Source organism: Streptomyces sp. NPDC031265, assembly GCF_055570295.1.
Genome location: NZ_JBVIHM010000001.1, coordinates 491,448 through 516,393 on the forward strand (window position 1 = coordinate 491,448; position 24,946 = coordinate 516,393).

A 24,946-nucleotide genomic window follows, 5' to 3' on the forward strand; every position below is an offset into this window, starting at 1 on the left:
TACGCGGGGTGACCTACCTCTGGGCAGGGCGTACGGAGGCTTCCTCCGTCTCCTCGGCGGCCGGGACCGGTGGTGAGGCCACGGATCCGGCGGAGGCCTTCGCCCTGGCCTCCTCGGCCGCCTTGGCCTTGGCCTCTTCGGCCGCCCGCTCGACCTTCTCGGGGGTGACGAACCGGTAGCCGACATTCCGGACGGTGCCGATCAGCGACTCGTGCTCGGGGCCGAGCTTCGCCCGCAGCCGCCGTACGTGGACGTCGACCGTCCGCGTACCGCCGAAGTAGTCGTACCCCCAGACCTCCTGCAGCAGCTGCGCGCGCGTGAAGACCCGGCCGGGGTGCTGCGCCAGGTACTTCAGGAGCTCGAACTCCTTGAAGGTCAGATCAAGGACCCGGCCCTTGAGCTTGGCGCTGTACGTCGCCTCGTCCACGGAGAGATCGCCGTTGCGGATCTCCATGGGGGAGTCGTCGGAGGTGATCTGCTGGCGGCCCATGGCCAGGCGCAGCCGCGCCTCGACCTCCGCGGGGCCCGCCGTGTCCAGGAGCACGTCGTCGATGCCCCAGTCCGCGGTGACGGCGGCCAGACCGCCCTCGGTGACCACCAGGATCAGCGGGCAGCCGGGGCCGGTGGAGCGCAGCAGCTGGCAGAGGGAGCGGACCTGCGGCAGGTCGCGGCGGCCGTCGACGAGGATCACGTCGGCACCGGGGGTGTCCACCAGGGCCGGGCCTTCGGCGGGGGCCACCCGCACGTTGTGCAGCAGCAGGCCGAGCGCGGGAAGCACCTCCGTAGACGGCTGGAGGGCATTGGTCAGGAGCAGCAACGAGCTCATCGCGCCCCACCTGCCCAGGTCGTCGTCGGCTTCTTCGGATGATCGTGCACGGTCTGCTCGCCCATAACGTCGGTTCCTCCTCGGTCCCTGCGAGGACGTTTACGGCACTGCTTTTCGCTATGGCTCCCGCGCCCTGAGAGCCTTTGTTCACCTGCTCGTAACAACGACCAGGAAACGCAAAAGGACCCGGGGGCCACGCTGCCCGGATCCTCTGCCCAGCAGAATAGCCCACATGAGGTCCGGGGCAGAGGGCCGATTTCACACTGTGGATGTTTCCTAGATCACCAGGGGACCGCGGCGCGCAACTCTTCGCACCTCGGAGGGCGTGAGCGTCGAGGCGGTCCACGACCCCTGCGCGGCGGGCCGGACGGACACCGCGGTCGTGGTCGCGCACGGCTTCACGGGGTCGGCGGGCGCCCGGCGGTACGGCGGGCGGCGGGGGTGTTCGCCCAGTACGCGGGTGTGGTCACGTTCTCGTCCCGGGGCCACGGCGGCTCCGGCGGGCGCTCCACGGTCGGCGACCGCGAGGCGCACGACCTGGCGGCGGCCGTGGAGTGGGCGAGATCACTCGGCTACGCGCGCGTGGTGACCGTCGGCTTCTGGGGGCACCTCCCACGCCCTTGAGGCAGTGGGGGAGGGCGGCTCGGTGGTGCTGCGGCACGCGGCGATGCACAAGGGGCTCACAGAGGCGCGCACCGATGCCGTCGTCTCCGTCAGTGCGCCGGCCCGTTGGTACTACCGGGGCATGGCCCCCGTGCGGCGGCTGCACTGGATGGTGACCCGGCCCGCCGGGCGCCTGGTCGGGCGGCTCGGTTTCGCCACCCGGATCGCCTCCAGACAGTGGTGGTGCCGCTCGCGCCGGTCGAGGCGGTCCCGCTGATCGCGCCGACCCCGCTCCTGATCGTCCACGGTGACCGCGACCCGTACTTCCCGATCGACCACCCCAGGATGCTGGCGGCCGCCGGACCTGCGCAGTTGTGGCTGGGGGAGGGCATGGGGCACGCGGAGAACGCGGCCGACGAGGTGCTGCTGCGCCGGATCGCGCAGTGGCTGTCGGTGGCGTAGCCCATCATGGGTGACGACGAAAGGAGGGTCGCCATGGCAGCGGGAACCATCCGCTTCTGGGCCGCGGCCAAGTCCGCCGCCGGTGTCGCGGAGGAGCCGTATGCGGCGGCCACGCTGGCCGAGGCGCTCGACGCGGTGCGCGAGCGCCACCCCGGCGAGCTGACCCGTGTACTGCTCAGGTGCTCGTTCCTGGTCGACGGTGACCCCGTCGGGACGCGCGAACATGAGACCGTACGGCTTGCCGAGGGCGGCACGGTCGAGGTGCTCCCGCCGTTCGCAGGAGGGTGACCCCCACGTCATGAGCGATCAGCAGTACCCGCATCCGTACGACGAGCAGTATCCGCGCTTCGACCAGTACGGACAGCCGGTCCAGCAGTACCAGCAGCAGTACGACGCGTACCAGCAGTACGACCAGTACGGGCAGCCGCTCCAGCAGCAGCCGGTCCAGCACCAGCACCAGCAGCCGCAGCAGCCCGCGCAGCAGCAGTTCCCGCACGATCCGTCGTACCAGGAGCAGCAGCAGTACACGCAGACGTGGGAGGGCCAGACCTGGGACACCCAGTACCAGCCCACGGTCCAGCCGCAGCCGGTCCAGCAGCAGCCCGTGCCGCAGCCGGTCCAGCAGCAGTACGCGCAGGCGTACGCGCAGCCCGCCGCCGACACCACGTACCTGCCGCCGCAGACGGGGTCTGCTCCGCTGCCTCCGGAGACGGCGGCCTACGAACCCGTGCCCGCCGCGCCCGCCCCGGCCGACGGCCCCGCCTACAGCCCACCCACCACCGTCGGCAACACCCGGATCACCGACGCCCAGCGGGCCCGCGCCGAGGGGCGCTCGCCCATCATCGCGCCGGGGATGCAGCCCGCCGCGCTCACCGCCGTCCTCGGCCTGCTGCTCGCGGCCGCCTCCGGCATCGGGCAGTACGCGCTGGTGGTGCCGCTGGTGCTGCTCCAGGCCGTGACGGCCGCGGGCTGGTTCCGGCTCAACGGGATGTGGCCCGCCCGGCAGGGCATCGCGCTCGCCTTCCTGGGCGGGCTGGTCGCGGACGCGGCGCTGCTCGCCGTCGGCGACGAGCACGCGCCCGCGGCGATCCTGGGCACGCTCGGGGTGTGGGTGCTGCTCACGCTGGTGCTCCAGCTGCGCAGCCACGCGGACCCGGACGAGCGGATGTACGGCCTGATGGCGACCGTGGCCTCGGCGGCGCTCGCGATCCTGGCCGCCGGATACCTCGCGGCGATCCCGCACGCCGTGGCGGTGGGCGCGGCCGCGGTGGCCGTCGCCGTCCCGGCCCGCGCGCTGCCGTTGCCGGGGCCGGTCTCCGCCGTGGTCGCGCTGCTCGCGGCCGCGGGCGCGGGGATCGTGGCCGGACAGCTGACGGACGTGGGTTCCTCGGGCGCGCTGCTCGGGCTCGCGGCCGCGGTGTGCGCGCTGATCGGGCTGCGGGTGGCCAGTTATGACTACCCGTCGCGTTTCGTCCATATGACGGCCGGAGTGGCGCTGCCGCTCACGGCGGCTGTTCCCGCTTTGTATCTGATCGGTCGAGTGATCGGGTAATTCCGGGAGTTAGGCTCGCAGCGTCAACGACCAGTGTGGGGGGACTCGTACGCAATGCGCGCACTCCGGATATGGCTCATCGTCGCGGTGGTTCTCGGCGGCCTCTTCGTCGCCGCGGACCGCATCGCGGTGAACGTCGTCGAGTCGAAGGTGGCCGACAAGATCAAGAGCAGTCAGGGGCTGAGGGAGACCCCCGACGTCTCGATCAGCGGCTTCCCCTTCCTCACCCAGGCGATGGGCAAGGAGTTCGACGAGGTCGACGTCAAGCTGGGCGGGGTCACCGCATCGGCGGACGGCCACTCGGTCAACGTCACCGAGGTCCGCGCCAAGCTGCACGACGTGAAGGTCAACAGCAGCTACTCGTCCGCCACGGCGGTACGGGCGGACGGCTCGGCCCGTATCTCCTACGCCGACCTCACGAAGTCCGCGCCCAAGGGCGCCACGGTCGGCTACGCCGGGCCCGAGCGGGCCGCCAAGGGCCAGGTCCAGGTGAGCGGGCAGCTCGCCGACCTGCTGGAGGGCGCGGGCGTCCAGGTCCCCGCGAGCCTCAAGGTGCTGCTCGCGGGCCGCACGGTCAGCACGTACAGCACGGTCACCACCGACGGCGGCGCCACCGTCAAGGTCCGCTCCGAGGAGCTTCCGAAGCTGCCGGTGGCCGGCTTCGACGAGAAGCTGCGCAAGGCGGTCGACTACGACCTGAAGATCGAGGGCCTGCCGTCCGGCATCAAGCTGGACAAGGTGACGGCGACGAAGGACGGGCTGCGGTTCTCGGGTACGGGTACGAACGTTTCTCTGGCGGGGTAAGCGGCCCCGCGGCCCCTCGGCGTACGGGGGCGGCCGCGTCGGGCGGGACTGGGCTGGGCCGGACAGGACCGGGGCCGGGCAGGACCGGGGCAGGACCGGTCGGACCGGGCCGGGCAGGCCCGCGTCAGGCAGGGCCGGGACCGTGCCGTAACCGCATGCTGAGACGGCGGCGTCCGCTGGGCAGATGGTGAGTGGCGAGGAGCCCCCAGGCCCCGCCGGAAGAGGCTTTCCAGCCGATCACGTCCCACCATCCGGATGATCGTGTCTCAAAATACGACACACCGGTGACATGGCCGCGCTTCCGTCCCTACGATCGGACCCATGAAGCGTCAGGCGGATCTCACGAAGCGGCGGGCAGTCGACCTGTGCCGCGTCGCCGCCATGCTCTGTCGCCACGTCTGAGCGGGACCCGCCCCTCTCTGCGAAGAGACGGCAACTCCCGTGTTCCCCGGGCCCTTTGAACCGTATTCAGGGCCACCCCCGGTGTCGAGGCACCGCCGCGCCCGCTCGCGCGGCGTACGCACCCGCACCCCGCACCACCCGCCGCACCTGCCCCGGAGGAGAACCGCATGAGCCGCAGCGACGTCCTGGTCGACGCCGACTGGGTCGAGGCCCACATCGAAGACCCCAAGGTCGCCATCGTCGAGGTCGACGAGGACACCTCGGCGTACGAGAAGAACCACATCAAGAACGCGATCCGGATCGACTGGACCAAGGACCTCCAGGACCCGGTCCGCCGTGACTTCATCGACCAGGAGGGCTTCGAGAAGCTCCTGTCGGCGAAGGGCATCGCGAACGACACCACCGTCGTCCTCTACGGCGGCAACAACAACTGGTTCGCCTCGTACGCCTACTGGTACTTCAAGCTCTACGGCCACGACAGCGTCAAGCTGCTCGACGGCGGCCGCAAGAAGTGGGAGCTGGACTCGCGCGACCTCGTCGACGGCTCGCAGGTGCCGGCCCGGCCGGCCACCGAGTACAGGGCCAAGGCGCAGAACACCGCGATCCGTGCCTTCCGCGACGACGTGGTGGCGGCCATCGGCGCGCAGAACCTGGTCGACGTGCGCTCCCCCGACGAGTTCAGCGGCAAGCTGCTCGCCCCGGCCCACCTCCCGCAGGAGCAGTCGCAGCGCCCGGGCCACGTCCCGTCCGCCCGCAACATCCCGTGGTCGAAGAACGCCAACGACGACGGCACCTTCAAGTCGGACGACGCCCTGAAGGACCTGTACGCGGCGGAGCAGGTCGACCTGGCCAAGGACACCATCGCGTACTGCCGTATCGGCGAGCGCTCGGCCCTGACGTGGTTCGTGCTGCACGAGCTGCTCGGCGTCCAGAACGTCAAGAACTACGACGGCTCGTGGACCGAGTACGGCTCCCTCGTCGGCGTGCCCATCGAGCTCGGCGCCAACAAGTAACCCCGCACAGCCCCCTCAGACCGCAGACCGTAAGGAAGAACCATGTGTGGAGCGAAGGCAGGCGGCCCCGACGCCTCGACGATCAAGCCCGGTGAGACGACGATCCAGGGCCAGGTGACGAAGGACGGCGAGCCGGTGGTCGGCTACGTCCGCCTCCTGGACTCGACCGGCGAGTTCACCGCAGAGGTCCCCACCTCGGCGACGGGCCAGTTCCGCTTCTACGCGGCCGAGGGCACGTGGACCGTCCGGGCCCTGGTTCCCGGCGGCACCGCGGACCGCACGGTCGTGGCACAGACGGGCGGGCTGGCGGAGGTCGCGATCGCCGTGTGACGACGGGCACCGATGTACCGGCCGGAGGGCCGCGCCCCAGGGGGTTGGACGCTTACCTGGTATGGGTGCGGCCCTTCGTGCCGTCCGTGGCCGTTTCCGCCCGGCGGATACGGTCGTACGCTGGACTTATGTTGGCTCGGCGCCGGCGCGAGTACTTCTGGCTGATGGGCGGATGCCTGGTTCTGTTCGTGTCCGCCTGGAGTTTCGTGCGGCTGTGGTCGGTCCCGGCCGCGGTCGCCATGTGCGTGGTCGCGATGGTGATCCCGCCGGTCGCGGCGATGGTCGCGAACCGGCGCGGCCCGGATGACCGCTGGTGGGACGACCCGTCCGGGGACCAGAAGTCCGACGAGTGGTGGGACGAGCTGGACGGCAAGAAGAAGTATTAGGGGCGGCAGCGCCCCTGCGGAGCGCTCAGTACACCAGCGCCTGCGTCTCCTCCGCCATCGCCTCCTGGACGAAGACCTGCGCGCCCGCGATCCGAGCGCCCTCGATCAGGTCCTTCTCGGTGATGTCGCGGCGGGCCGCGCACTGGGTGCAGACGGTGATCGTGCCGCCGCCCGTCAGGATCCCGTCGATCAGGTCCGGCAGCGGCGCCGCGTGCGGGAGCTCGAACTCGGCGGCCCGGCCCGGCAGCGCGAACCACGACGACTCGCCGGTCAGCCAGAGCGAGACCGCGACGCCGCTGGCGACGGCGACCGCCGCCACGGTGAACGCCTGCGAACACCGCTCGGGGGCATCGGCCCCGGCGGTCACCTTGAGTACGAGCTTCTTCGCCATATGCCGAACTGTAATGCGCACCCGCACAACCCCTCCCGCAGGCGGCGAGTCAGTTCTGTGCACGGGTGATCGAGCCCGTTCCGAGGTCTCGTGGGGGGACCCTCTTGGACACGTTTGACACGTCGGACACATCGGATACGTCCGATACGACATTGGATGCCGCGCAGGCGGCACCGGCCGCGCGGCGGCGGGGGCGTACGCCGCTGCTGATCGCGGGGGGCGCGGTGCTGGGCCTCGTGGCCGGGCTCTGCGCGGGCTACACCATTCAGGCGGGCCGCGCGCCGACCCCGTTGCCGCCGCTCTCGCAGCCGGTGGTCGCGCAGGCGAAGGGCAAGGCGCCGGCGCCGCTCTCCGCCGCGCAGGACCGCAAGGCCAGGTCGGACGGCGATCTGCGGGACATGCTGCTGAAGCGGCCCGCCGGGGCGTCGGACGCCGAGTATCCGGCGGGCCACGACGGCTGGCTGTCCATGTCCGAGTACGCGGAGAGCTTCACCGGACCGGCCGGGGCCTTCCGCCACCTGGTGAGCGAGGAGTTCCGGCGTGCCGCCGTGGCCGACTGGCGCGAGGGGAGCCTGGACGTACGGATCCGGCTCATCCAGTTCCGCGACGAGCGCGCGGTCGCGTCGCAGGAAGCCCTGGACAGCGCCGAGAAGTGGGCGGGCGAGGAGAGCGGCCACAGCACGGCCGTCCCTGGCTCCGGCACCGGCCGCGTCTACACCGGCGGCGCCCTCGACTCCGGCGGCCACCACCGGGCGGAGGCCTTCGCCCGGCGCGGGTCCGTCCTGATGGAGCTGTGGCTCGACAGCGACGAGCCGATCGCGGCGCAGAAGGCGCTGGCCCTGGCACAGCGGCAGTGGGAGCGGATGTGAGCGGGCTCAAGAGGAGCAGCGGAAGACGGCGGGGCGTCGCCCTCGCCGTGGGCGGGGTGCTGTTCGCGGTGGTCGCGGGCGGTGTGGGTACCACCGCCGTCGTCGTGGACCGGGCCGACCGCGCGCCCGGCGCCCCGGACTGGGTCATCCCGCCGAGCAGCCAGAAGGCCGACGCCGACAAGACGGGGGCAGGGGCAGCGGCAGGGGCGCCGGGAACGGGGACCGGGAAGGCCCCCTCGGAGCTCGGGCGGATGCTCGTACCGCTCGGCACCGACGGGTACGGCCGCGGCCCCGACATCGAAGGCTTCGGCGCCGAGGCCGATCTGACCGGCGCCCAGGCGGTGGCGCTCCGCAAGGACTCCCTGCGCACCCTGCCGTCCGCCCAGCGGCGGAAGGTGGAGCGGGAGATCGACAGGGAGCACATCAAGGGCATGGCGATGCGCAGTTACGTCAGCACCGACGACGCGCCCATCTCCACGGTCTCCGCCGAGTCCGCGTTCACGGTCGAGATCGTGCTCTCCCGGATGGAGAACACCCGGGCCGTACGCGAACTCTTCGAGTTCCAGACCACGCTCTTCGACTCCGTGGACCTCCTGCGCAAGGGCCCCGAGGTCAAGGGCCACAAGGACGCCCGGTGCTTCCTGGGTCCCGACGAGAAGGACGAGAAGCTCGACATGATGACCTGTTCGGCCTACCGGGGCGAGATCCTGGTGAGCGTCGTCGCGGAGGGACCCAAGCCGCTGAACGCGAAGGGCGTCGCCCTGCTGCTGAGCGCGCAGCTGGACCGGATCGGCCACCCCGGGGAGTCGGTGTGACCGAGCCGAGCACAGAGCCGCAGCCGGTGACCGACGAGCAGCCGCAGCCCACGACCGACGAGCACCCCATACCCAACGAGCAGCCCGCGACCGAAGATCAGCCGAACCCGATACCCGACGAACAGCCGCACCCCACAGTCGAAGAGCCTCCCCTCCCCCCGCCCCGTCGCCGCACCCGCGCCCGTGCCGTCCTTCGGTGGACCGCCGCCGCCCTCGCCTTCCTCTGCGTCGGCGCCGGCACCGCGTACGCCGTCGTGGACCGCACCCGTACCGACCTTCCGGGGCTCGCCACCGAGTCGGACGGGCGCTGGCGGTACCCCGCGATCGCGCTGCCGCCGATGCCCCCGGGCTCGCCCCGCCCGCTCGCGGCCGCCAACACCGCGCAGAACCACTACGCCGACCTGCGCGCCCTGCTGCTGCCCGCGCCCGAGGGGGCCAGGCCCGACGCGTCGCTGAAGGGCGACGACGGCTGGCTGGCGACCTCCGTGTTCCTCGCGCAGTACGAGAAGGAGGACCGAGCCGCCTTCGGCCAGTCGCTCGTCGACAACGGGCTGCGGCACATCGCGGCCCGGGGCTGGACGATGCCCGACGGCACCCGGAGCCGGATCTTCCTGCTCCAGTTCGACACCCACGCGCTGGCCGAAAGGGTGCAGTCCAAGGACGTCACCCGCTACAGCACCCCGTACCACCCGCTGCTCGGCGCCCACTACGCGGAGCTGGACGGGTCCTTCCCGATGGAGGCCCAGGTCGAGGGGACCTCGCGGTACCCGTACAACGAGGTCAAGCCGTACGGGCCGGAGCAGGTGCGGCAGGCGTACGTCCTGGCCGGCGACGTCCTCGCCGTCGTCGTCCAGTCCCGCGCCGGTACCACCTCCGCCGTCCCCTTCGAGCAGACCGTCGTGCTCCAGAACGAGCTGCTCGGCTAGGCTGGGGGGCGGCCCTTTACTGCCCACACGCTCATCCGAGGAGCACCCCGTGCTTGAGGCTTTCTTCGAAACCCTGCTGGTCCTGGTCTGCGTCGGTGTCCTCGCCTTCGCCGCTCTGGCCGTGAAGAAGCTGTACCAGGGCCAGCGCTGAACCGCGCCCCAGCCGCAGACGTAACGAAAGACTGATCGAAGCCTCATGATCGAGATCCCGTCCGACCTGAACCCGGCCCTCGTCCCCCTCGCCTTCCTCCTCGGTACCTGGGAGGGCGCGGGCGTGACCGACTTCCCGGGCGCCGAGAAGGCCAATTTCGGCCAGTCCGTCACCTTCAGCCACGACGGCCGGGACTTCCTGGAGTACGTGTCGCACTCCTGGATCCTCGACGCCGAGGGCAACAAGGTGAAGCCGCTGGAGACCGAGTCCGGCTTCTGGCGCATCGACAAGGACCGCAAGGTCGAGATCGTCATGGTCCGTGACCAGGGCGTCGTCGAGATCTGGTACGGCGAGCTCGCCGATCAGAAGCCGCAGATCGACCTGGTGACGGACGCCGTGGCGCGCACCGCCGCCTCCGGTCCGTACACCGGCGGCAAGCGTCTTTACGGATATGTGAAGAGCGATCTGATGTGGGTCGGCGAGAAGGCCACCCCCGAGGTCGAGCTCCGTCCGTACATGTCCGCGCACCTCAAGAAGGTCGTCACGCCCGAGGAGGTCGCGGCGATGGCCCGGGGCCTGGGTGACCTTCCGGACGACGGGATCGCCTTCTTCAAGTAGGGAGATCCGTTCTGCGAGCGGGTAATGCCGGGGTGGCTCCTACACTGGGCGTGTGGTGACCACCGACTGGCAGAGCGACCTCCGCAAGCGCGGGTACCGGCTGACCCCCCAGCGCCAGCTCGTGCTGGAGGCCGTCGACGTACTGGAACACGCGACGCCCGACGACATCCTCACCGAGGTGAGGAAGACGGCGGGCGGCGTGAACATCTCCACCGTGTACCGGACCCTGGAGCTCCTGGAGGAGCTGGGTCTGGTCTCGCACGCCCATCTGGGACACGGTGCCCCGACGTACCACCTGGCGGACCGCCATCACCACATCCACCTGGTCTGCCGGGACTGTACGTCGGTGATCGAGGCGGATGTGGACGTGGCGGCCGAGTTCACCGCGAAGCTCTGCTCGACGTTCGGTTTCACGACGGACATGAAGCACTTCGCGATCTTCGGCCAGTGCCAGAACTGCGCCAAGAACGCCGCAGGTGACGACTCAGGCAACGGTCCGAGTACCGCGTCGTAGGCTTGCCCGTATGAAGAGCCCTCTGCTGTCCCTGCCCGGCGCCGTCCCCGCCGAGGGGCCCGACGAAGGTGTCGCCGCGCACTACGGCGACCTGTTCCGTGAGCAGCGCGCCCTCGCCGGCGGCACCGGCCTCGTCGACCTCTCGCACCGCGGTGTCGTCACCGTCACCGGCGAGGACCGGCTGAGCTGGCTGCACCTGCTGCTGACCCAGCACGTCAGCGACCTGCGGCCGGGCCTCGCCACCGAGGCGCTGATCCTCTCCGCGCACGGGCACATCGAGCACGCCCTCTACCTCGTCGACGACGGTACGACGGTGTGGGCGCACATCGAGCCAGGTACGCAGGACGACCTCGTCGCGTACCTGGAGTCGATGAAGTTCTTCTACCGTGTCGAGGTCGCGGACCGGACCGCGGACTTCGCGGTGGTGCACCTGCCCGCCGGGTCGATCGCCGAGGTGCCTGCGGGCACGGTGGTACGGGAGGCTCCGCACGGGCGGGACCTGTTCCTGCCGCGCGAGGAGCTGGAGGGGTTCGCCGCCGCGCACGGGCCCGCGATCGGGATCCTGGCGTACGAGGCGCTCCGGGTGGAGGCGCACCGGCCGCGGCTCGGCCTGGAGACCGACCACCGCACCATCCCGCACGAGCTGGGCTGGATCGGCACCGCCGTGCACCTCCAGAAGGGCTGCTACCGGGGTCAGGAGACGGTCGCGCGCGTCCACAACCTGGGGAAGCCGCCGCGGCGGCTGGTCTTCCTGCACCTGGACGGCAGCGAAGTGCTGCTGCCGCCGCACGGGACGCCGCTGCGGGTGGCGGCGGACGGCGACGAGGGCCGCCAGATCGGCTTCATCACGACGTCGGCCCGCCACCACGAGCTGGGGCCGATCGCGCTGGCGCTGGTGAAGCGGAACGTGGCGGTGGACGCGGAGTTGCTGGCGGGGGGGACCGCGGCGGCGCAGGAGGTCGTGGTCGAGCCGTAGCCCCCACCCCGCCCCTTCCCGCCGTGACAGGTGCGGCTCCGCCGCGTGGCCTCCGGGGGTGGGTGGGGGCTCAGGTGGGTTTCCCGGGGGCTGCGGCCCCGGACCCCTTGCGGGGCCTGCGGCCCCTGCACCCCGCCTTCGGGGCTCCGTCCCGGACCCCGTGCCCTCACACCTCCACCACCACCGTGAACGGCCCGTGGTTCGTCAGCGACACCCTCATGTCCGCGCCGAACCTGCCCGTCTCCACGGTCGCCCCCAGCGCCCGCAGCCGGGCCACCACCTCGTCCACCAGGGGCTCGGCCACCTCGCCGGGGGCCGCCGCGTTCCAGGTGGGGCGGCGGCCCTTGCGGGCGTCGCCGTAGAGAGTGAACTGGGAGATCACCAGGAGCGGGGCGTTCGCGTCCGAGCAGGACCTCTCGTCCTCCAGGATCCGTACCGACCACAGCTTCCGGGCCAGTTGCGCGGCCTTCTCGGGGGTGTCCCCGTGGGTGACCCCGACCAGGACGCACAGGCCCTCGCCGGTGATCTCGCCGACCGTCTCGCCCGCCACGACGACGCTCGCGCCGTCGACCCTCTGTACCACCGCTCGCATGGGACCCAACCTATTCCACGCACCAATCGGGTCCGACTGGGGCCGAACGGGTGGTGTGCGTCTGCATATGCACCACTGGGAGTGGCACGATGCTGACAGTCGGTGCGCCCTATCCCGCACCGGTCGAGGGGACGGTAAGACACATGAGCACTCCTGGCGCCGGGCAGCAGTCGCCCGGCCCCGTTTCGCTGATCCGGACGAGTCCGTCGGCCGCGCGGGCGGCCGTCTCGCGACCACCCGTACAGCGTGCCGGTGACCATCTGCCCGTACCGGAAGATTGCGATATGACCGCATTGCGACTGCCGGAGCTGCGGACCCTGCGGCGCCGGTCGCAGAGCGACGAGGCCGACCTCAGCTATGTGCGGCGGCTGCTGCACGGGCGTATCGACATCCTGCGGGCCGAGCTGGCCCGGCGCACCGGGCCGCACACGCCCGTCGTGGAGCGGCTCTCCGAGATCCTGGCGGACGCGCCCTCCCTGCACCGCGCCTCCGCCCGTCACGTCACGCTCTCCACGCCGCGCAGCGCCGAGTACCGGCGGCTGGCGGCCGAGATGGACGCGGAGGTCCAGCTCTCCGACCTCGACGCCCGTACGGACGATGAGCTGCACACCGCGATGGGGCGGCTGATCCGCTACGAGCAGCAGGTCTCGCGGCGCCGTCAGCACCTCCAGCGGACGGCCGACGATTGCAGCGCGGAGATCGCCCGCAGGTACCGTGAAGGCGAAGCGCAAGTAGACGACCTGCTCATCTGACCACGGATTCTGACCACTGAATCGAAGGTCACGAGGCGGGTCCACGCCCGGAAGGCCCCCGCCATGACCACCGACACCCTCATACCGCCGGTCCTCGCCGAAGTCGTACGTTCCGGTTTCGTCGAGGGCCATCACCGGGGCTCGCTGGTGGTGCTGGCGGCCGACGGCAGCGTGGAGTTCGCGCTCGGCGACCCGGCCGCGCCCGTCTTCCCGCGCTCCAGCAACAAGCCCATGCAGGCCGCCGCCGTGCTGCGGGCCGGGCTCGACCTGTCCGGGGAGCGGCTGGCGCTCGCCGCCGCCAGCCACTCGGGCGAGAGCTTCCACCTCGACCTCGTCCGCAAGATGCTCGCCGAGCACGGGCTGACCCCGGACGACCTCCAGACCCCGCCCGACCTGCCGCTCGACCCGGCCGAGGCCGAGACCTACCTGGCGGCGGGCCACGTCCGCGACCGGCTCACCATGAACTGCTCCGGCAAGCACGCGGCCATGCTCGCCGCCTGCCGCCTCAACGGCTGGGACGAGGCGACCTACCTGGACCCGGCGCACCCGCTCCAGCGGCTGGTCCACGACGGGGTGGAGGCGGCGGCGGGCGAGCCGGTCGCGTCGGTCGGCACGGACGGCTGCGGGGCGCCGCTGATGGCGATCAGCCTGACGGGCCTGGCGCGCGCGTTCCGTACGTTCGTGCTCGCCGAGCCGGGCACGCCGGAGCGCCGGGTGGCGGACGCGATGCGCGCGCACCCCGAGTACGTGGCGGGCACCCGCCGCCCCGACACCTGGCTGATGCGCGAGGTGCCCGGGGTGCTGTCGAAGATGGGCGCGGAGGCGGTCCAGGCGGTGGCGCTGCCGGACGGCCGCGCGCTCGCCTTCAAGGTCGACGACGGCGCCGCGCGCGCCCTCGGCCCGGTCCTGGCCCGCGCCCTGCGGCTGCTCGGCGTGGACGCCCCGGTGGTCGACCGCATCGGCAGCGCGCCGCTGCTGGGCGGGGCGGAGCGAGTGGGAGAGGTCCGGGCGGCGTTCTGAGGGCTGAGGGGGCGGGGCCCCGGGCGGGGGCTCCGGAAATTCGGGCGACAGCCGGGCGGGGCGTGCCTAGCGTGGCAGGCATGAGCCCGAGCCGCCGCGACGCCGCCCCCGCCGATCCCGCCACCCCCTCCCTCGACCTCCGTACCGTCTCCGAAGCCGAGTTCGGCGACTGGCTCAAGGCCGTCAACATCGGCTTCCTGCGGCCGCCGGTGGTGAGCGAGAACGACCTGGCGAGCCGGCTGGCCAACAGCGATCTGGCGCGTACGCAGGGCGTGTTCGACAACGGCCGGTGCGTGGCGACCTTCCGCTCGTTCGCACAGGAGCTGACCGCGGTGGGCGGCGCGGCCGTCCCCACCAGCGCGGTCACCAACGTCACCGTCTCCCCGACCCACCGCCGGCGCGGCCTGCTCAGCCGGATGATGGCGAACGACCTGGCGGCGGCGAAGGAGCGCGGCGAGGTGGCGGCGACGCTGATCGCCGCCGAGTACCCGATCTACGGGCGGTACGGATTCGGCCCCGCCAGCTGGACCGCCGAGTGGGAGGTCGACACCGGCCGGTCGGGCCTGGACCCGCGCTGGTCGGGACCGGACGACGGCGGCCGCATCGAGCTGGTCGGCTCCGAGGACGTACGCAAGCTGGGCCCCGAACTCTTCGAGCGCTTCCGGGCCGCCCAGCCCGGCGCGGTGAGCCGCTCCGCAAGCTGGTGGGACCTGAACACGGGGGCGGCCAAGCGGGACGACCACCCCTGGAAGGAGCCGTTCTGGGCGGTGTACCGCTCGGCGGCGGGCGAGGTGGAGGGCCTGGCGGACTACCACGCGGACGAGACGTGGACGGACGCCAAGCAGCCGCTGAACACGGCGACGGTACGCGGACTGCTCGGGCTGACCCCGGCCGCCGAGCGCGCCCTGTGGCACTTCATCTGCTCCGTCGACTGGATCGCCAAGGTCCGCACCGGCTACCGCGCCCCCGACGACCTGCTCCCGCTGCTCCTCCCGGACCCGCGCGCGGCCCGGATGGTGACGCACGCGGACTTCCTGTGGCTGCGGGTGCTGGACGTCGTACGGGCCCTGGAAGCACGTACGTACGCGTCCTCGGGCACCCTGGTCCTGGAGGTCACGGACGCGTCCGGCCTCTCCTCGGGGCGCTACCGCCTGGACGCGGACCCGTCCGGCGCGGAGTGCGCACCGACGACCGAGCGGGCCGATCTGGCTCTGGACATAAGGGAGTTGGGGGCGCTGTACCTGGGCGACGAGTCGGCGGTACGACTGGCCGCGCTGGGCCGGGCCGCCGAGGAGACGGCGGGGGCAGCGGCCCGGGCGGACGCCCTCTTGCGGACGTCGCGGCGGGCTTGGTGCCCGGACATGTTCTGAGGGCGGCGGCCGGGGCGGTTTCCGCTTGGCGGCCCCGGCGCTCCCGGATCACCTGTCCGCCTGCGGGATCAGTGCGGCCAGGATCGCCGCCGCGCCGATGACGGTGAAGGTGTTGTCGTGGGTCTGGACGCCGACGGACAGCACCACGGCTCCCACGGTGCCCACGGCCCCGAGCTTGTGGTGGACCAGCTTCTCGGAGGCGACGACGGCTAGGGCGATGAACAGCGCGATCAATGGCATGGAGGTCCCTCCCCGTGGAGATCCGCCGGGTGAAGCTCCCGAGCTCCCGCGCGAACTTCACCAAGTTGGCGGACAACTTGGTGAAGTTGTCCCGCCATCTGAAGACCCATAAACCAACTCACGAACAACTCCCCGTGGCTGTCGGATAGTTGTAGCGTTCAGATGTGACTTCGGAACCTGAGGTGACGGACAGCGGGAGCACCAGGCGCACGTCCGACGACGTGGCGGCCTCCCTGCGGGCCCGGATCCGCGCGGGCGAGCTCAAGGTCGGCGCCAAACTGCCCACCCAGGCCTGGCTGGTGGAGCACTACGGCGTGGAGCGGACGGTGGTGCGCCAGGCCCTCCAGCAGCTGCACGGCGAGGGCCTGATCACCGAGGGCCGCAAGGGCGCCCCGGCGAAGATCGCCAGCGCCGTACCGGCCGCCTCCCGCCCGTCTGACGAGGAGCCGAAGCGTACGGCGGCGGTCCTCAGCCCCCGGGTGGCGGAGGCGTTCCGTGCGCGCGAGGTGCGGATCGACGCGGTCTGCCTGACCACGGAGACCCTCAACCTGGCCCTGGGTGAACCGCTCGGCGCGATCCACGCGGGCCTGTTCCGCCCGGACTCGGTCCATGTGCGGGTCCTGCTGCCCGACCGGAACATCAACCTCGCCTTCCCCCGGCCCGTCCACCGCTCGGCGGACGGCGACCGGCTGGTCCACGAACGGTGGCTGAGCCAGCGCAACACCCAGGGCCTCGTCCTGCGGGACAACTTGGAGGCGCTGCGCCTCATCAAGGAGGAGAAGGGGGAGGAGATCGACGTCCACATCGAGTTCCAGGCGCTGCCGCTGACCTCACCGATCAAGCTGTATCTGCTCAACGGCTCCGAGGCGCTCTTCGGCTACTACGACATCGTCGAGCGCGAACAGGGGATCGCCGACACGTCGGTGGAGATCTACGACTCGCTGGGTTACGAGTCGATGCTGTTCCAGTACCTGCGCAGCGGAGGGTCGCGGGATGCGGCGTTCGTGGACCGGTCGCAACGGTGGTTCGACAACCTCTGGGACACCATCACCACCAGCCTCAACCTCGGAGGTTGAGGAATGGCGAGTCGGGGAGCCGGGGCAGTATGGGAGGCGGGGCGACGCTACTCTGCCTTCTCCTCGACGGATGGAGTGATGTGGGCAACCCGCGCGATCTCCTCAATACTGCGAATTGCGTCATCTTCGACTTCGACGGGCCGGTGTGCAGCCTCTTCGCCAACCACAGGGCGTCCGTTGTGGTGAAGGACCTGCATGCCTGGCTGGAAAAGGATCTCGAATTCGCCGTCCCGCCTGGCGAATTCACGGCCGATCCCCTCGGATATCTCGGACTGGTCGAGCAGAGCTATCCGGGAGACCCCTGTGTGGAGGAACTGGAGAAACGTCTCACCGAGCAGGAGGAACGGGCCGCCGAGTCGGCTCAGCCAACAGAGGGCGCCGCTGACTTGATACGAGAGCTGGCTGCCGTACGGACCCGGCTCGGCATTGCCACGAACAATTCACCCGAGGCCGTCGTCGCGTATCTCAGGCGGATGGACCTGGCCGGGAGTTTCGGTGCGCACATCCATGGCCGGGGGCAGGACATCGCCAAGCTGAAGCCGGACCCGGACTCGTTGCTGCGCGTCCTCGACTCGACCGGGTCCAAGCCGGAGGAGTCCGTCATGATCGGGGACTCGAAGAACGATCTGAGGGCCGCCGACAGGCTCGGGGTGCCGTTCATCGCGTTCGTACCAGACCCCAGGGAAAGCCGCGCATCAGGCGAACGGAATCGTGAACGCCGATGGTATGGCCGAGTGCCGGTCGTGCAGTCGCTCAGCGAGCTTTTGCGCAGGTGACGGCGTCGGCGGCGAGGTGGGGCGGAGGGGTTGCGGGCGACACCCACGGTGAAAACAGCCGGATCTGCCCCTTCCGGCCCGGCGGCCCGCTAGCATCCCGCTTCAGCTCGTCCGTCCCCCGCGGCACCTCACCCGCGCCGCACCCCGAAGGCTCGACACGATGGCAACCGAAACGGCGTCCCCGGCCCGCCGGGCTGCGGTCGAGCTCAGCCGGGACGGCGACCGGGGGGTGACCGGGCCGCTCCAGGGGCACCACCACGAGGCGTACGCGATCGTGCTTCCGCCAGGAAATCCGCTCGGCGAGGGTTATGCGCGGGGAAAGCTGCGGGTGCGCCGGGAGGGTCTGCTCTGGTTCGACCGGCGTATTTTCGCCTCCGAGGACCAGCTGCTGATGGCGCTGAAGGGGCGCGTATCCCGCATTCCGGAATGCGCCGAATTCGCCGAGGGGGTGTTCCTCCAGGGTTTCGTCGAGGGCCGTACGCTCCGGGACGGACGATTCTGGCTCGGCCGCCTCTCCGAGCGTCACGTCAGCCAACTCGGGGAATTATTCGGGCAGATGGCCGCCATCAAGCACGGCGAGCTGGTCCTGGAAATGCTTCCCGAGGTCGATGCCCGGCCATCGGTCCGGGACGGGGACACACCCGGCTTCCTCGGCGGCCTGATCGACTTCACGCAGTACGAGGTCTACCAGAGGAACAGCGGAGAGTTCGGTTCGCTATTCGACAGGCTGGGTGTTTCGGCCACTTCGCTGAATGGGCTACGGGAGCGGGCCAGGGGACTGACCTCGCGGCCGTTCTCCCTCGTCCACGGCGATCTGCACCGGCGGAATCTGATCGTCGACTCGCGGGACGACCTCTGGTTCATCGACTGGGAACTCGCCATGATCGGGGACCCGTTGTACGACCTGGCGACCCATCTGCACCTCATGAACTACCCCGAGTGCGACGCGCTGCGGGTCAAGGAGGCGTGGCGGGGAGCGGTCGAGGCCGCGCGCCCCGGCAGCAGTGACAAGTGGGAGCAGGACCTGCCGCACTTGCTGGCCTTCAAGCAGGCGCAGTCCGTCTACACCGACGTCATCCGCACGGCCGTGGGGCTGCTGCTTGGCGCGGGGGCGCTGGCGCTGGTGGCGGGCGCGGTGGCGGTGGGTACGGGGGCGGCCGCCGCCGGACCGGGCCCGGGCCGGCTGCGCCTGGCCCGGGCGGCCCGCAAGGTCCAGCGGGTGCTGGCCGTGGCGAAGGACGCCCTCGGGCTGCCCACGGTCCCCACGCAGGGAAAAATCCGGGCGGCGTACGGGGAGTGGCTTCGGGAGCGGGCGGCGCGGCGAGGGTAGGGGGAGTGGGGCGTGCCCCTTTCGGGCCGGTGTGTGTCTGCGGGTGGTGGGGGCTGGTCGCGCAGTTCCCCGCCCCCTTGAATGCCGCTGCGCGGGATCCCCTTGGCATCCCGGAGGGGCGCATTCAGGGGCGGCTGTGACATGGTGCGGCTCCGCCGCGTGGGCGCGACCAGCCGCACCGAGCGGCGGATGAACCAGGGTCCGGGCGGAGCCCCCTCGCCGCCTACACGCTCAGCACCACCTTCCCCACCACCCCCCGCCCCTCAATAGCCGCATGCGCCTCCCCCGCCCGCTCCAGCGGGTACACCGCCCCGATCACCGTGCGCAGGCGGCCCGCCGCCGCCTCCTCCAGGGCGCGGGTTGCCAAGGCCACGCGCCGCGAAGGGGTGAGTTGGACGTCCGCGATGCCCAGCACCGTGATGGCGCGGCGGCCGGCCTCATCGGCCGGCACCGCGGCGAAGCCGTGGCCCGTGGGGGCGCCGTGGGCCGAGAAGCGGCCGCCGGGGGCCGTCAGGGGGAAGGCTGCCGCGCCGAGTGCGCCGCCCACTCCGTCCAGGACCACGTCCGCGCCCGCGCCGCCGAGCGCCTCGGCGGCGCGACGGGGCCAGTCCGGGGACGCCGCGTCCACCACCTCGTGCGCGCCCAGCTCCCGTACCAGAGCCACCTTTTCGGGGCCCCGCGCCACCCCCACCACCCGCGCGCCCCGCGCCCGCGCCAACTGCACCAGGAGCGTACCCATGCCTCCCGACGCTCCCGTGATCAGGACCGTCTCGCCCGCCTTCAGGGCCGTGAGGTCCAGCAGGGCCAGGGCCGTCACGCTGTCGTGTACCAGTGCGGCCGCCTCGCGCAGGCCGAGGCCGTCGGGGACCGGGACCAGGTGGTCGACGGGGACGGCGGCCAGCGAGGCGTAGCTGCCGGGGTCGACGGCGGCGATCACCCGGCGCCCCGCCCACACCGCCGGGTCGACCTCCGCGCCGGTCGAGGTCACCGTGCCGGAGACGCCGCCGCCGGGCACGTACGGCGGCTTGACGTCGAAGTACTCCCCGAACGCCCCCGCCCGTATCTGCGTCTGCACGAAGAGCGTGTCGATGTGGTCGACCGCGACGACCACCTCGTCGGGCTCGGCCACCGGGTCCGGCAGCTCCGCCGGAACCAGTACCTCCGGGCCGCCGAACTTCTCCACCTGTGCCACGCGCATGCCGATCACCCATCCCCGTCGTTGCCGAAAATCGTGTGCCGAAATCGATCGTCGAAAGTCGATCTTCGGAAGTCGTCCGCCGGACCGCTTTCTTGATCGGAGTCTTTTCCCTCAACCGGACTTGAGGTCAAGCGCCCGCCTTCCGCGCCCGCCTTCCGCGCCCGCCGTCCCCGCCCCTCGCGCCGGCTCCCCGTACCCTCGCCCCCATGGGCTTGCGGGAGCAGAAGAAGCAGCAGACGTACCAGGCCGTCTCGGACGTGGCGATCGCCCTGTTCCTGGAGAAGGGCTTCGACAACGTGCCGGTCGCGGAGGTGGCGGCCGCCGCCGGGATCTCCAAGCCGACCCTCTTCCGCTACTTCCCGGCCAAGGAGGACCTGGCCCTGCACCGGTTCTCCGACCACGAGGACGAGGCCGCCCGGGTGGTCGCGCAGGGGCGTACGGAGGGGATCGCGCCGCTCCCCGCCCTGCGCCGCCACTTCCTGGCCGGGCTCGACGGCCGCGACCCGGTGACGGGGCTGAACGACGACCCGCGGGTCCGCGCGTACCACGGGTTGCTCTACGGGACGCCGAGCCTGGTGGCGCGGCTGTTCTCGTACCAGGGCCGGGCCGAGGGCGCGCTCGCGGCGGCCCTGGGCACGGACATCGGGGCGCGCCTCGCCGCCGGGCAGATCATCGCCGTACAGCGGATCCTCGCGGACGAGAACTGGCGGCGGATCCGGGCCGGCGAGAGCGCCGAGGCGGTGCACGGGGACGCGGTCGTGGCCGCCGAGGAGGCGTTCGCCCAGCTGAGGGATGGGCTCGGGCGTTACGCCTGACGAGACCCCGAGGCCCTGCCCCCATATTTCGTTACTGAGTTAAAAATGTAACTGAGTTGCGTTATGCTGGATTCCATGACGCCACTCGACCGCGAACTCAGTCAGGAACGGACCTACCACGAAGCCTGCCGCGCGGCCCTGGCCGGCATGGTCGAGGGCGCGGACGTCCGGGTCGTGATCGGTGAGAACGCGTTCGCCTCCGGCGCGGACGCCGAAGTGCTCGGTTATCAACTGCGCAGCTGGGCCAAGGAGTTGCGGCAGGAGCCGGAGAGTCCGCTGTTCTTCGGGCGGCTCGACTTCGAGGACGGCGGGGCGTCCGGCGACCATGCCGGGCAGCGCTACTACATCGGCCGCCGCCGGATCAGCGAGCACCCCTCGGCGCCGCCGCTGGTCGTCGACTGGCGGGCGCCCGTCTCGCGGACCTTCTACCAGGCCGGGGTCCGCGACCCGCTGGGCGTCGCCGTCCGCCGCCGCTTCGGCTGGGCCCCGGGCAGCCTCGGCGCCCCCGAGGACCTCACGGGCATGGAGGACGAACGGCTGGGGGCCGGGCACGGCAACGAGCAGAACGGCGCCCCCGGCGGCATCCTCGCCGCCGAGATCGAGCGCCCCCGCGTCGGCCCCATGCGCGACATCGCCGCCACCATCCAGCCCGAGCAGGACGACCTCGTACGTTCCGGGCTCGGCCAGTCCCTCTGCGTCCAGGGCGCCCCCGGCACCGGCAAGACGGCCGTCGGGCTGCACCGGGCCGCGTATCTGCTCTACACCCATCCGCAGCGCATCCAGCGCGGCGGCCTCCTGGTCCTCGGCCCCAACCGGACCTTCCTCCACTACATCGCCCAGGTCCTGCCAGCCCTCGGCGAGATCGGCATCCGGCAGTCGACGGTCGGCGACGAGGTCGCACGCGGGCCCGTCCGGGCGGTCGACGACGAGGCCGTGGGGGTCGTCAAGCACGACGCCCGGATGGCGCGGGTGCTGCACCGGGCGCTGTACGCGCGGGTCGGCGACCCGGCCGGACGGTTCGGGCCGGTCGAGGTGCCCGACGGCTCGTACCGCTGGCGGGTGACCGGCGGCGAGCTGGCGAAGATCGTCGAGGAGGTACGGGCCGAGGCGCCCCCGTACGCCGTGGGCCGCGAGCGGGTCCGCAGCCGGGCCGTCCGCGTCATCCAGCTGGAGGCCGAGCGCCGGGCCGGGCCGATGAACAACACCTGGCTGCAACGGATTTCACGGGCCCGCCCGGTCTCCGCGTTCGTGGACGCGGCCTGGCCGAAGGTCACGCCCGAGGAGGTCCTGGCGGCGCTCTTCGCCGACCCGGACGCGCTGGCGGCGGCCGCCGACGGCGTGCTCGGTGCCGAGGAGCAGAAGCGGCTGCTGTGGAGCCGGGCGCCGCGCTCGTACAAGTCGGCCAAGTGGTCGGCGGCCGACCAGGTTCTGCTCGACGAGCTCGCGGGACTGATCGAACGCCCGCAGGGATACGGCCACATCGTCGTCGACGAGGCGCAGGACCTCTCCCCGATGCAGTGCCGGGCCGTCGCCCGCCGCTCCGGCTTCGGCTCGCTGACCGTCCTCGGCGACCTGGCGCAGGGCACCACCCCGTGGGCGGCCCGCGACTGGGCGGAGCACCTGGCGCACCTCGGCAAGCCGGACGCCCCGGTGGTCCCGCTGACGACCGGCTTCCGGGTCCCGGCGGCGATCGTGGCCCTGGCGAACGGGCTGCTCGGGGCGCTCGACGTCGCCGTACCGCCGTCCCGCTCGCTGCGCCGGGACGGCGAGCTGTCGCTGCGGCGGGTCGAGGACGTGCGGTCCGCTCTTGTGGACTCGGTACGGGCGGCGCTCGCGCGGGAGGGCTCGGTGGGAGTGATCGCGTGCGACGCGGCCGTGCCGGAGCTGCGCGCGGCCCTCGCGGCGGCGGGCGTGGCGACGGCGGAGGCGGACGACCTGACGGCGGCGGCCCGGGTGACGGTGCTGCCCGCGACGCTGGCGAAGGGCCTGGAGTACGACCATGTGGTGGCCGTGGAGCCGGCGGCGATCGCGGAGGCGGAGGAGCGGGGGCTGCACCGGCTGTACGTGGTGCTGACGCGGGCGGTGTCCCGGCTGGAGGTCCTGCACAGCAGGCCGCTGCCGGACGCACTTCGGTGACAGTGTTCAACATGCTGACGGAATAAGGCAGTTGGGTGCGCGGACGGCGTCGACTCACTATGTTGTGGGTTCAAGCAAGGGACCGAGCCCTACGCAGGGCAAGGCGGCGCAGGGCAGCACAAGGCAACGCGAGCACTCGTCCACCCGACCGCTTACGTCTTCTGGGGGCCTCACCAGCATGTCCACCTCCTCCACCTCTCCCGAGCCGGCCGTCTCGGCCGCCGATCTGCCCGGCTACACGCCCGGCACCTGGGCGATCGACCCGGTCCACTCCGAAATCGCCTTCTCCGTACGGCACTTGGGCATCGCCAATGTGCGCGGCCGGTTCGACGAGTTCGAGGGCGAGATCGTGCTCGCCGAGAACCCGCTGGAGTCGTCGGTCACCGCGACGATCAAGATCGCGTCGGTCTCCACGGCGCACGACCAGCGCGACATCCACGTACGGTCGGAGGAATTCCTGCACGTGGAGGAGTTCCCCGAGATGACCTTCCGCTCCACGGGGATCCGGCCGGGCAACGGCGACGGCTTCCTGGCCGACGGCGAGCTGACCGTCCGCGGCGTCACCCGGCCCGTCACCCTCGACCTGGAGCTCAACGGCTTCACCAAGGGCTACGAGGGCCGCGCGGTGGCGGGCTTCTCCGCGACCACCCAGATCAGCCGCAAGGCCTTCGGCGTCCACGGCGGCCCGACGGGCGCGGCCCTCGGCGACACGATCAAGATCACCCTGGAGGTGGAGGCGAGCCAGGCCTGACGTGGGCGGGCCGGGCCCCCGGGCCCGGCGAGTCGGGCCCGACCTTCCGGGCCGACGTGGCGTCGCACACTTTTGCAAGCACGTGCTTGCAAAAGTTAGCGGGGAGAGGGCAGTATCGGGGTATGGCATCGCTCAACGTCGGCAATCTCGGCGGGTTCCTGCGCGAGCAGCGGCGTAACGCCCAGCTCTCGTTGCGGCAGCTCGCGGATGCCGCCGGGGTGTCCAATCCGTATCTGAGCCAGATCGAGCGCGGGCTGCGCAAGCCGAGCGCGGACATCCTGCAGCAGCTCGCCAAGGCGCTGCGGATCTCCGCCGAGACGCTGTACGTGCAGGCCGGGATCCTCGACGAACGGGCGCCGGAAGCGGCGGAGACACGGAGCGTCATCCTCGCCGACCCTTCGCTCGACGAGCGGCAGAAGCAGGTGCTGATCCAGATCTACGAGTCCTTCCGCAAGGAGAACGGGCTCGACGCGGACGCACCTGCTTCGGCCGCGGGCCGGGACCAGGGCAAGGGCGAGGACGACGGCACGGGCGATGCCCCATCGGCTCCCAAGAGCTGAGCCACGTACTGATCGACGTACTGATCCGGGAGGAAACCAGCATGGCTGTCACCGATGAGCTGCGTAACGCCCTGACCGACCCCAAGCCCCTCTTCTTCGTCGCCGGCGCGCTCGACCTCGGCGCCAAGCAGGCCGCGAAGGTCCCGGAGAAGATCCCGGTGCTTGTCGAGCGGATCCAGACCGAGGTCCCGGCGCGGATCGAGGCCGTGCGCAAGACCGACCCCAAGGTCGTCCAGGACAAGGTCGTCGCCCAGGCCAAGGAGGCCCAGGCCGCCGTCACCGCGAAGGTGAACGAGGTCGTCGGCGCGCTCGACGGCGATGTGAAGAAGCTGGGCGACTCCGTCCAGCACCTCGCCCTCCAGGCGGTCGGCTTCGCCGCCGAGTCCCTGGTCAAGGCCCGCGAGGGGTACGACAAGGTGGCCGAGCGCGGCCAGGAGGTCGTCAAGGAGTGGCGCGGCGAGGCCGCCGAGGAGATCTTGCAGGTCGCCGAGGCCGTCGAGCCGGACCCGGAGCCCGCTTCCGAGGCCCCCGCCGCCGACTCCGCGGAGCCGTCCGACACGTCCGCCTCCGCCGAGGCCAAGCCCGCGGCCGCCAAGAAGACGACCGCGCGCAAGAGCACGGCGAAGAAGACCGCGGCCAAGCCCTCGGAGTGAACGGGGGGCCGTCGCGGCGGCGGGCACCTTTTCGGTGCC

The 24,946-nt window shown here is 71.6% G+C and carries 29 protein-coding genes and 1 pseudogene; 25 read left to right on the forward strand and 5 right to left on the reverse strand.

Features of this window, described 5'->3' with window-relative positions:
* Window positions 1-13 precede the first annotated feature (13 nt).
* Window positions 14-826: a response regulator transcription factor gene (locus tag ACZ499_RS02375; RefSeq protein WP_468671335.1), complete on the reverse strand. Its 813-nt coding sequence runs from the start codon at window positions 824-826 to the stop codon at window positions 14-16.
* 280 nt (window positions 827-1,106) lie between these two features.
* Between ACZ499_RS02375 and ACZ499_RS02380 the strand changes: the two are divergent.
* From ACZ499_RS02380 to ACZ499_RS02415, 8 genes and pseudogenes are all read left to right on the forward strand, one after another.
* Window positions 1,107-1,891: pseudogene (locus ACZ499_RS02380) on the forward strand (alpha/beta hydrolase family protein).
* 33 nt (window positions 1,892-1,924) lie between these two features.
* Entirely contained in the window at window positions 1,925-2,179 is a 255-nt protein-coding gene (locus tag ACZ499_RS02385) for a MoaD/ThiS family protein (RefSeq protein ID WP_283142830.1), read from the forward strand.
* Window positions 2,180-2,189: 10 nt separating this feature from the next.
* Window positions 2,190-3,443: a hypothetical protein gene (locus ACZ499_RS02390; RefSeq protein WP_468671338.1), complete on the forward strand. Its 1,254-nt coding sequence runs from the start codon at window positions 2,190-2,192 to the stop codon at window positions 3,441-3,443.
* 54 nt (window positions 3,444-3,497) lie between these two features.
* Window positions 3,498-4,247 (forward strand): LmeA family phospholipid-binding protein, encoded by a 750-nt coding sequence (locus ACZ499_RS02395; RefSeq protein WP_468407773.1) that lies wholly within the window; start codon window positions 3,498-3,500, stop codon window positions 4,245-4,247.
* A 321-nt stretch (window positions 4,248-4,568) separates the two neighbouring features.
* Window positions 4,569-4,649, forward strand: coding sequence for a putative leader peptide (locus tag ACZ499_RS02400; protein ID WP_359104787.1), 81 nt, complete (start codon window positions 4,569-4,571; stop codon window positions 4,647-4,649).
* A gap of 167 nt (window positions 4,650-4,816) precedes the next feature.
* Window positions 4,817-5,662: a sulfurtransferase gene (locus ACZ499_RS02405; RefSeq protein WP_468671341.1), complete on the forward strand. Its 846-nt coding sequence runs from the start codon at window positions 4,817-4,819 to the stop codon at window positions 5,660-5,662.
* 42 nt (window positions 5,663-5,704) lie between these two features.
* Window positions 5,705-5,992 carry a DUF1416 domain-containing protein gene (locus ACZ499_RS02410; protein ID WP_033324392.1) on the forward strand — a complete coding sequence of 96 codons (288 nt, stop codon included), beginning with the start codon at window positions 5,705-5,707 and terminating at the stop codon, window positions 5,990-5,992.
* 128 nt (window positions 5,993-6,120) lie between these two features.
* Window positions 6,121-6,378, forward strand: a complete 258-nt coding sequence (locus ACZ499_RS02415; RefSeq protein WP_371653472.1) for a DUF3099 domain-containing protein — start codon at window positions 6,121-6,123, stop codon at window positions 6,376-6,378.
* Window positions 6,379-6,403: 25 nt separating this feature from the next.
* Here the strand turns inward: ACZ499_RS02415 and ACZ499_RS02420 are convergent, their stop codons facing one another.
* Window positions 6,404-6,769 carry a DsrE family protein gene (locus ACZ499_RS02420; RefSeq protein ID WP_385543039.1) on the reverse strand — a complete coding sequence of 122 codons (366 nt, stop codon included), beginning with the start codon at window positions 6,767-6,769 and terminating at the stop codon, window positions 6,404-6,406.
* 152 nt (window positions 6,770-6,921) lie between these two features.
* Here ACZ499_RS02420 and ACZ499_RS02425 point away from each other — a divergent pair, with 152 nt between their 5' ends.
* The 6 genes from ACZ499_RS02425 to ygfZ all read left to right on the forward strand — a co-directional run bounded on the left by ACZ499_RS02425 (window position 6,922) and on the right by ygfZ (window position 11,638).
* Window positions 6,922-7,638: a hypothetical protein gene (locus tag ACZ499_RS02425; RefSeq protein ID WP_468671344.1), complete on the forward strand. Its 717-nt coding sequence runs from the start codon at window positions 6,922-6,924 to the stop codon at window positions 7,636-7,638.
* A complete protein-coding gene (locus ACZ499_RS02430) occupies window positions 7,635-8,453 on the forward strand; it encodes a hypothetical protein (RefSeq protein WP_468671346.1) in 819 nt (272 codons plus the stop codon). Before ACZ499_RS02425 ends, ACZ499_RS02430 begins: the two co-directional genes overlap by 4 nt.
* Entirely contained in the window at window positions 8,450-9,379 is a 930-nt protein-coding gene (locus tag ACZ499_RS02435; protein WP_468671348.1) for a hypothetical protein, read from the forward strand. The genes ACZ499_RS02430 and ACZ499_RS02435 overlap by 4 nt, the downstream gene beginning before the upstream one ends.
* Window positions 9,380-9,575: 196 nt before the next feature.
* Window positions 9,576-10,148, forward strand: a complete 573-nt coding sequence (locus tag ACZ499_RS02440) for a heme-binding beta-barrel domain-containing protein (protein WP_468671350.1) — start codon at window positions 9,576-9,578, stop codon at window positions 10,146-10,148.
* 52 nt (window positions 10,149-10,200) lie between these two features.
* Window positions 10,201-10,662, forward strand: coding sequence for a Fur family transcriptional regulator (locus ACZ499_RS02445; protein WP_468671353.1), 462 nt, complete (start codon window positions 10,201-10,203; stop codon window positions 10,660-10,662).
* Between the two features lie 10 nt (window positions 10,663-10,672).
* Window positions 10,673-11,638 carry a CAF17-like 4Fe-4S cluster assembly/insertion protein YgfZ gene (ygfZ, locus tag ACZ499_RS02450; RefSeq protein ID WP_468671356.1) on the forward strand — a complete coding sequence of 322 codons (966 nt, stop codon included), beginning with the start codon at window positions 10,673-10,675 and terminating at the stop codon, window positions 11,636-11,638.
* Between the two features lie 166 nt (window positions 11,639-11,804).
* On the opposite strand, the gene dtd is transcribed toward ygfZ, so the two are convergent.
* The gene (dtd, locus tag ACZ499_RS02455; RefSeq protein ID WP_468671358.1) at window positions 11,805-12,230 is read right to left on the reverse strand and encodes a D-aminoacyl-tRNA deacylase; all 426 of its coding nucleotides are present in this window, start codon (window positions 12,228-12,230) and stop codon (window positions 11,805-11,807) included.
* Window positions 12,231-12,373: 143 nt separating this feature from the next.
* On the opposite strand from dtd, the gene ACZ499_RS02460 reads away from it, so the two are divergent.
* The 3 genes from ACZ499_RS02460 (at window position 12,374) to ACZ499_RS02470 (ending at window position 15,372) form a co-directional block, all read left to right on the forward strand.
* A complete protein-coding gene (locus ACZ499_RS02460; protein ID WP_468671360.1) occupies window positions 12,374-12,982 on the forward strand; it encodes an RsiG family protein in 609 nt (202 codons plus the stop codon).
* A 63-nt stretch (window positions 12,983-13,045) separates the two neighbouring features.
* Window positions 13,046-14,002, forward strand: coding sequence for an asparaginase (locus ACZ499_RS02465; RefSeq protein ID WP_468671362.1), 957 nt, complete (start codon window positions 13,046-13,048; stop codon window positions 14,000-14,002).
* An 80-nt stretch (window positions 14,003-14,082) separates the two neighbouring features.
* Complete coding sequence (locus tag ACZ499_RS02470) at window positions 14,083-15,372, forward strand: GNAT family N-acetyltransferase (protein WP_468671365.1); 1,290 nt, start codon at window positions 14,083-14,085, stop codon at window positions 15,370-15,372.
* 48 nt (window positions 15,373-15,420) lie between these two features.
* Here the strand turns inward: ACZ499_RS02470 and ACZ499_RS02475 are convergent, their stop codons facing one another.
* Entirely contained in the window at window positions 15,421-15,612 is a 192-nt protein-coding gene (locus ACZ499_RS02475) for a hypothetical protein (RefSeq protein WP_468671367.1), read from the reverse strand.
* Window positions 15,613-15,776: 164 nt separating this feature from the next.
* On the opposite strand from ACZ499_RS02475, the gene ACZ499_RS02480 reads away from it, so the two are divergent.
* The 3 genes from ACZ499_RS02480 (at window position 15,777) to ACZ499_RS02490 (ending at window position 18,794) form a co-directional block, all read left to right on the forward strand.
* Complete coding sequence (locus tag ACZ499_RS02480) at window positions 15,777-16,688, forward strand: winged helix-turn-helix domain-containing protein (RefSeq protein WP_468671369.1); 912 nt, start codon at window positions 15,777-15,779, stop codon at window positions 16,686-16,688.
* 80 nt (window positions 16,689-16,768) lie between these two features.
* A complete protein-coding gene (locus ACZ499_RS02485; protein ID WP_468671371.1) occupies window positions 16,769-17,464 on the forward strand; it encodes an HAD family hydrolase in 696 nt (231 codons plus the stop codon).
* Between the two features lie 160 nt (window positions 17,465-17,624).
* The gene (locus ACZ499_RS02490; RefSeq protein ID WP_468671374.1) at window positions 17,625-18,794 is read left to right on the forward strand and encodes a phosphotransferase; all 1,170 of its coding nucleotides are present in this window, start codon (window positions 17,625-17,627) and stop codon (window positions 18,792-18,794) included.
* Between the two features lie 223 nt (window positions 18,795-19,017).
* Here ACZ499_RS02490 and ACZ499_RS02495 read toward each other — a convergent pair whose 3' ends face one another.
* Window positions 19,018-19,992 carry a zinc-binding dehydrogenase gene (locus ACZ499_RS02495; protein ID WP_468671376.1) on the reverse strand — a complete coding sequence of 325 codons (975 nt, stop codon included), beginning with the start codon at window positions 19,990-19,992 and terminating at the stop codon, window positions 19,018-19,020.
* A gap of 206 nt (window positions 19,993-20,198) precedes the next feature.
* On the opposite strand from ACZ499_RS02495, the gene ACZ499_RS02500 reads away from it, so the two are divergent.
* The 5 genes from ACZ499_RS02500 to ACZ499_RS02520 all read left to right on the forward strand — a co-directional run bounded on the left by ACZ499_RS02500 (window position 20,199) and on the right by ACZ499_RS02520 (window position 24,907).
* Entirely contained in the window at window positions 20,199-20,807 is a 609-nt protein-coding gene (locus ACZ499_RS02500) for a TetR family transcriptional regulator (protein ID WP_468671379.1), read from the forward strand.
* 75 nt (window positions 20,808-20,882) lie between these two features.
* Window positions 20,883-22,943, forward strand: coding sequence for a HelD family protein (locus tag ACZ499_RS02505; RefSeq protein WP_468671381.1), 2,061 nt, complete (start codon window positions 20,883-20,885; stop codon window positions 22,941-22,943).
* Between the two features lie 178 nt (window positions 22,944-23,121).
* The gene (locus tag ACZ499_RS02510; RefSeq protein WP_468671383.1) at window positions 23,122-23,694 is read left to right on the forward strand and encodes a YceI family protein; all 573 of its coding nucleotides are present in this window, start codon (window positions 23,122-23,124) and stop codon (window positions 23,692-23,694) included.
* 122 nt (window positions 23,695-23,816) lie between these two features.
* Complete coding sequence (locus ACZ499_RS02515; RefSeq protein ID WP_468411798.1) at window positions 23,817-24,254, forward strand: helix-turn-helix domain-containing protein; 438 nt, start codon at window positions 23,817-23,819, stop codon at window positions 24,252-24,254.
* 41 nt (window positions 24,255-24,295) lie between these two features.
* The gene (locus ACZ499_RS02520) at window positions 24,296-24,907 is read left to right on the forward strand and encodes a hypothetical protein (protein WP_468411796.1); all 612 of its coding nucleotides are present in this window, start codon (window positions 24,296-24,298) and stop codon (window positions 24,905-24,907) included.
* The last annotated feature ends 39 nt before the right edge of the window (window positions 24,908-24,946 follow it).

What these genes read in the sequence shown, in the direction of transcription:
- ACZ499_RS02470 (WP_468671365.1), top strand. Translation starts at nt 14,083, where the DNA reads ATGAGCCCGAGCCGCCGCGACGCCGCCCCCGCCGATCCCGCCACCCCC.
- ygfZ (WP_468671356.1), top strand. Translation starts at nt 10,673, where the DNA reads ATGAAGAGCCCTCTGCTGTCCCTGCCCGGCGCCGTCCCCGCCGAGGGG.
- ACZ499_RS02400 (WP_359104787.1), top strand. Translation starts at nt 4,569, where the DNA reads ATGAAGCGTCAGGCGGATCTCACGAAGCGGCGGGCAGTCGACCTGTGC.
- ACZ499_RS02490 (WP_468671374.1), top strand. Translation starts at nt 17,625, where the DNA reads ATGGCAACCGAAACGGCGTCCCCGGCCCGCCGGGCTGCGGTCGAGCTC.
- ACZ499_RS02405 (WP_468671341.1), top strand. Translation starts at nt 4,817, where the DNA reads ATGAGCCGCAGCGACGTCCTGGTCGACGCCGACTGGGTCGAGGCCCAC.
- ACZ499_RS02465 (WP_468671362.1), top strand. Translation starts at nt 13,046, where the DNA reads ATGACCACCGACACCCTCATACCGCCGGTCCTCGCCGAAGTCGTACGT.
- ACZ499_RS02495 (WP_468671376.1), bottom strand. Translation starts at nt 19,992, where the DNA reads ATGCGCGTGGCACAGGTGGAGAAGTTCGGCGGCCCGGAGGTACTGGTT.
- ACZ499_RS02505 (WP_468671381.1), top strand. Translation starts at nt 20,883, where the DNA reads ATGACGCCACTCGACCGCGAACTCAGTCAGGAACGGACCTACCACGAA.
- ACZ499_RS02385 (WP_283142830.1), top strand. Translation starts at nt 1,925, where the DNA reads ATGGCAGCGGGAACCATCCGCTTCTGGGCCGCGGCCAAGTCCGCCGCC.
- ACZ499_RS02440 (WP_468671350.1), top strand. Translation starts at nt 9,576, where the DNA reads ATGATCGAGATCCCGTCCGACCTGAACCCGGCCCTCGTCCCCCTCGCC.
- ACZ499_RS02510 (WP_468671383.1), top strand. Translation starts at nt 23,122, where the DNA reads ATGTCCACCTCCTCCACCTCTCCCGAGCCGGCCGTCTCGGCCGCCGAT.
- ACZ499_RS02375 (WP_468671335.1), bottom strand. Translation starts at nt 826, where the DNA reads ATGAGCTCGTTGCTGCTCCTGACCAATGCCCTCCAGCCGTCTACGGAG.
- ACZ499_RS02410 (WP_033324392.1), top strand. Translation starts at nt 5,705, where the DNA reads ATGTGTGGAGCGAAGGCAGGCGGCCCCGACGCCTCGACGATCAAGCCC.
- ACZ499_RS02415 (WP_371653472.1), top strand. Translation starts at nt 6,121, where the DNA reads ATGTTGGCTCGGCGCCGGCGCGAGTACTTCTGGCTGATGGGCGGATGC.
- ACZ499_RS02420 (WP_385543039.1), bottom strand. Translation starts at nt 6,769, where the DNA reads ATGGCGAAGAAGCTCGTACTCAAGGTGACCGCCGGGGCCGATGCCCCC.
- ACZ499_RS02460 (WP_468671360.1), top strand. Translation starts at nt 12,374, where the DNA reads ATGAGCACTCCTGGCGCCGGGCAGCAGTCGCCCGGCCCCGTTTCGCTG.
- ACZ499_RS02500 (WP_468671379.1), top strand. Translation starts at nt 20,199, where the DNA reads ATGGGCTTGCGGGAGCAGAAGAAGCAGCAGACGTACCAGGCCGTCTCG.
- ACZ499_RS02520 (WP_468411796.1), top strand. Translation starts at nt 24,296, where the DNA reads ATGGCTGTCACCGATGAGCTGCGTAACGCCCTGACCGACCCCAAGCCC.
- dtd (WP_468671358.1), bottom strand. Translation starts at nt 12,230, where the DNA reads ATGCGAGCGGTGGTACAGAGGGTCGACGGCGCGAGCGTCGTCGTGGCG.
- ACZ499_RS02475 (WP_468671367.1), bottom strand. Translation starts at nt 15,612, where the DNA reads ATGCCATTGATCGCGCTGTTCATCGCCCTAGCCGTCGTCGCCTCCGAG.
- ACZ499_RS02395 (WP_468407773.1), top strand. Translation starts at nt 3,498, where the DNA reads ATGCGCGCACTCCGGATATGGCTCATCGTCGCGGTGGTTCTCGGCGGC.
- ACZ499_RS02515 (WP_468411798.1), top strand. Translation starts at nt 23,817, where the DNA reads ATGGCATCGCTCAACGTCGGCAATCTCGGCGGGTTCCTGCGCGAGCAG.
- ACZ499_RS02390 (WP_468671338.1), top strand. Translation starts at nt 2,190, where the DNA reads ATGAGCGATCAGCAGTACCCGCATCCGTACGACGAGCAGTATCCGCGC.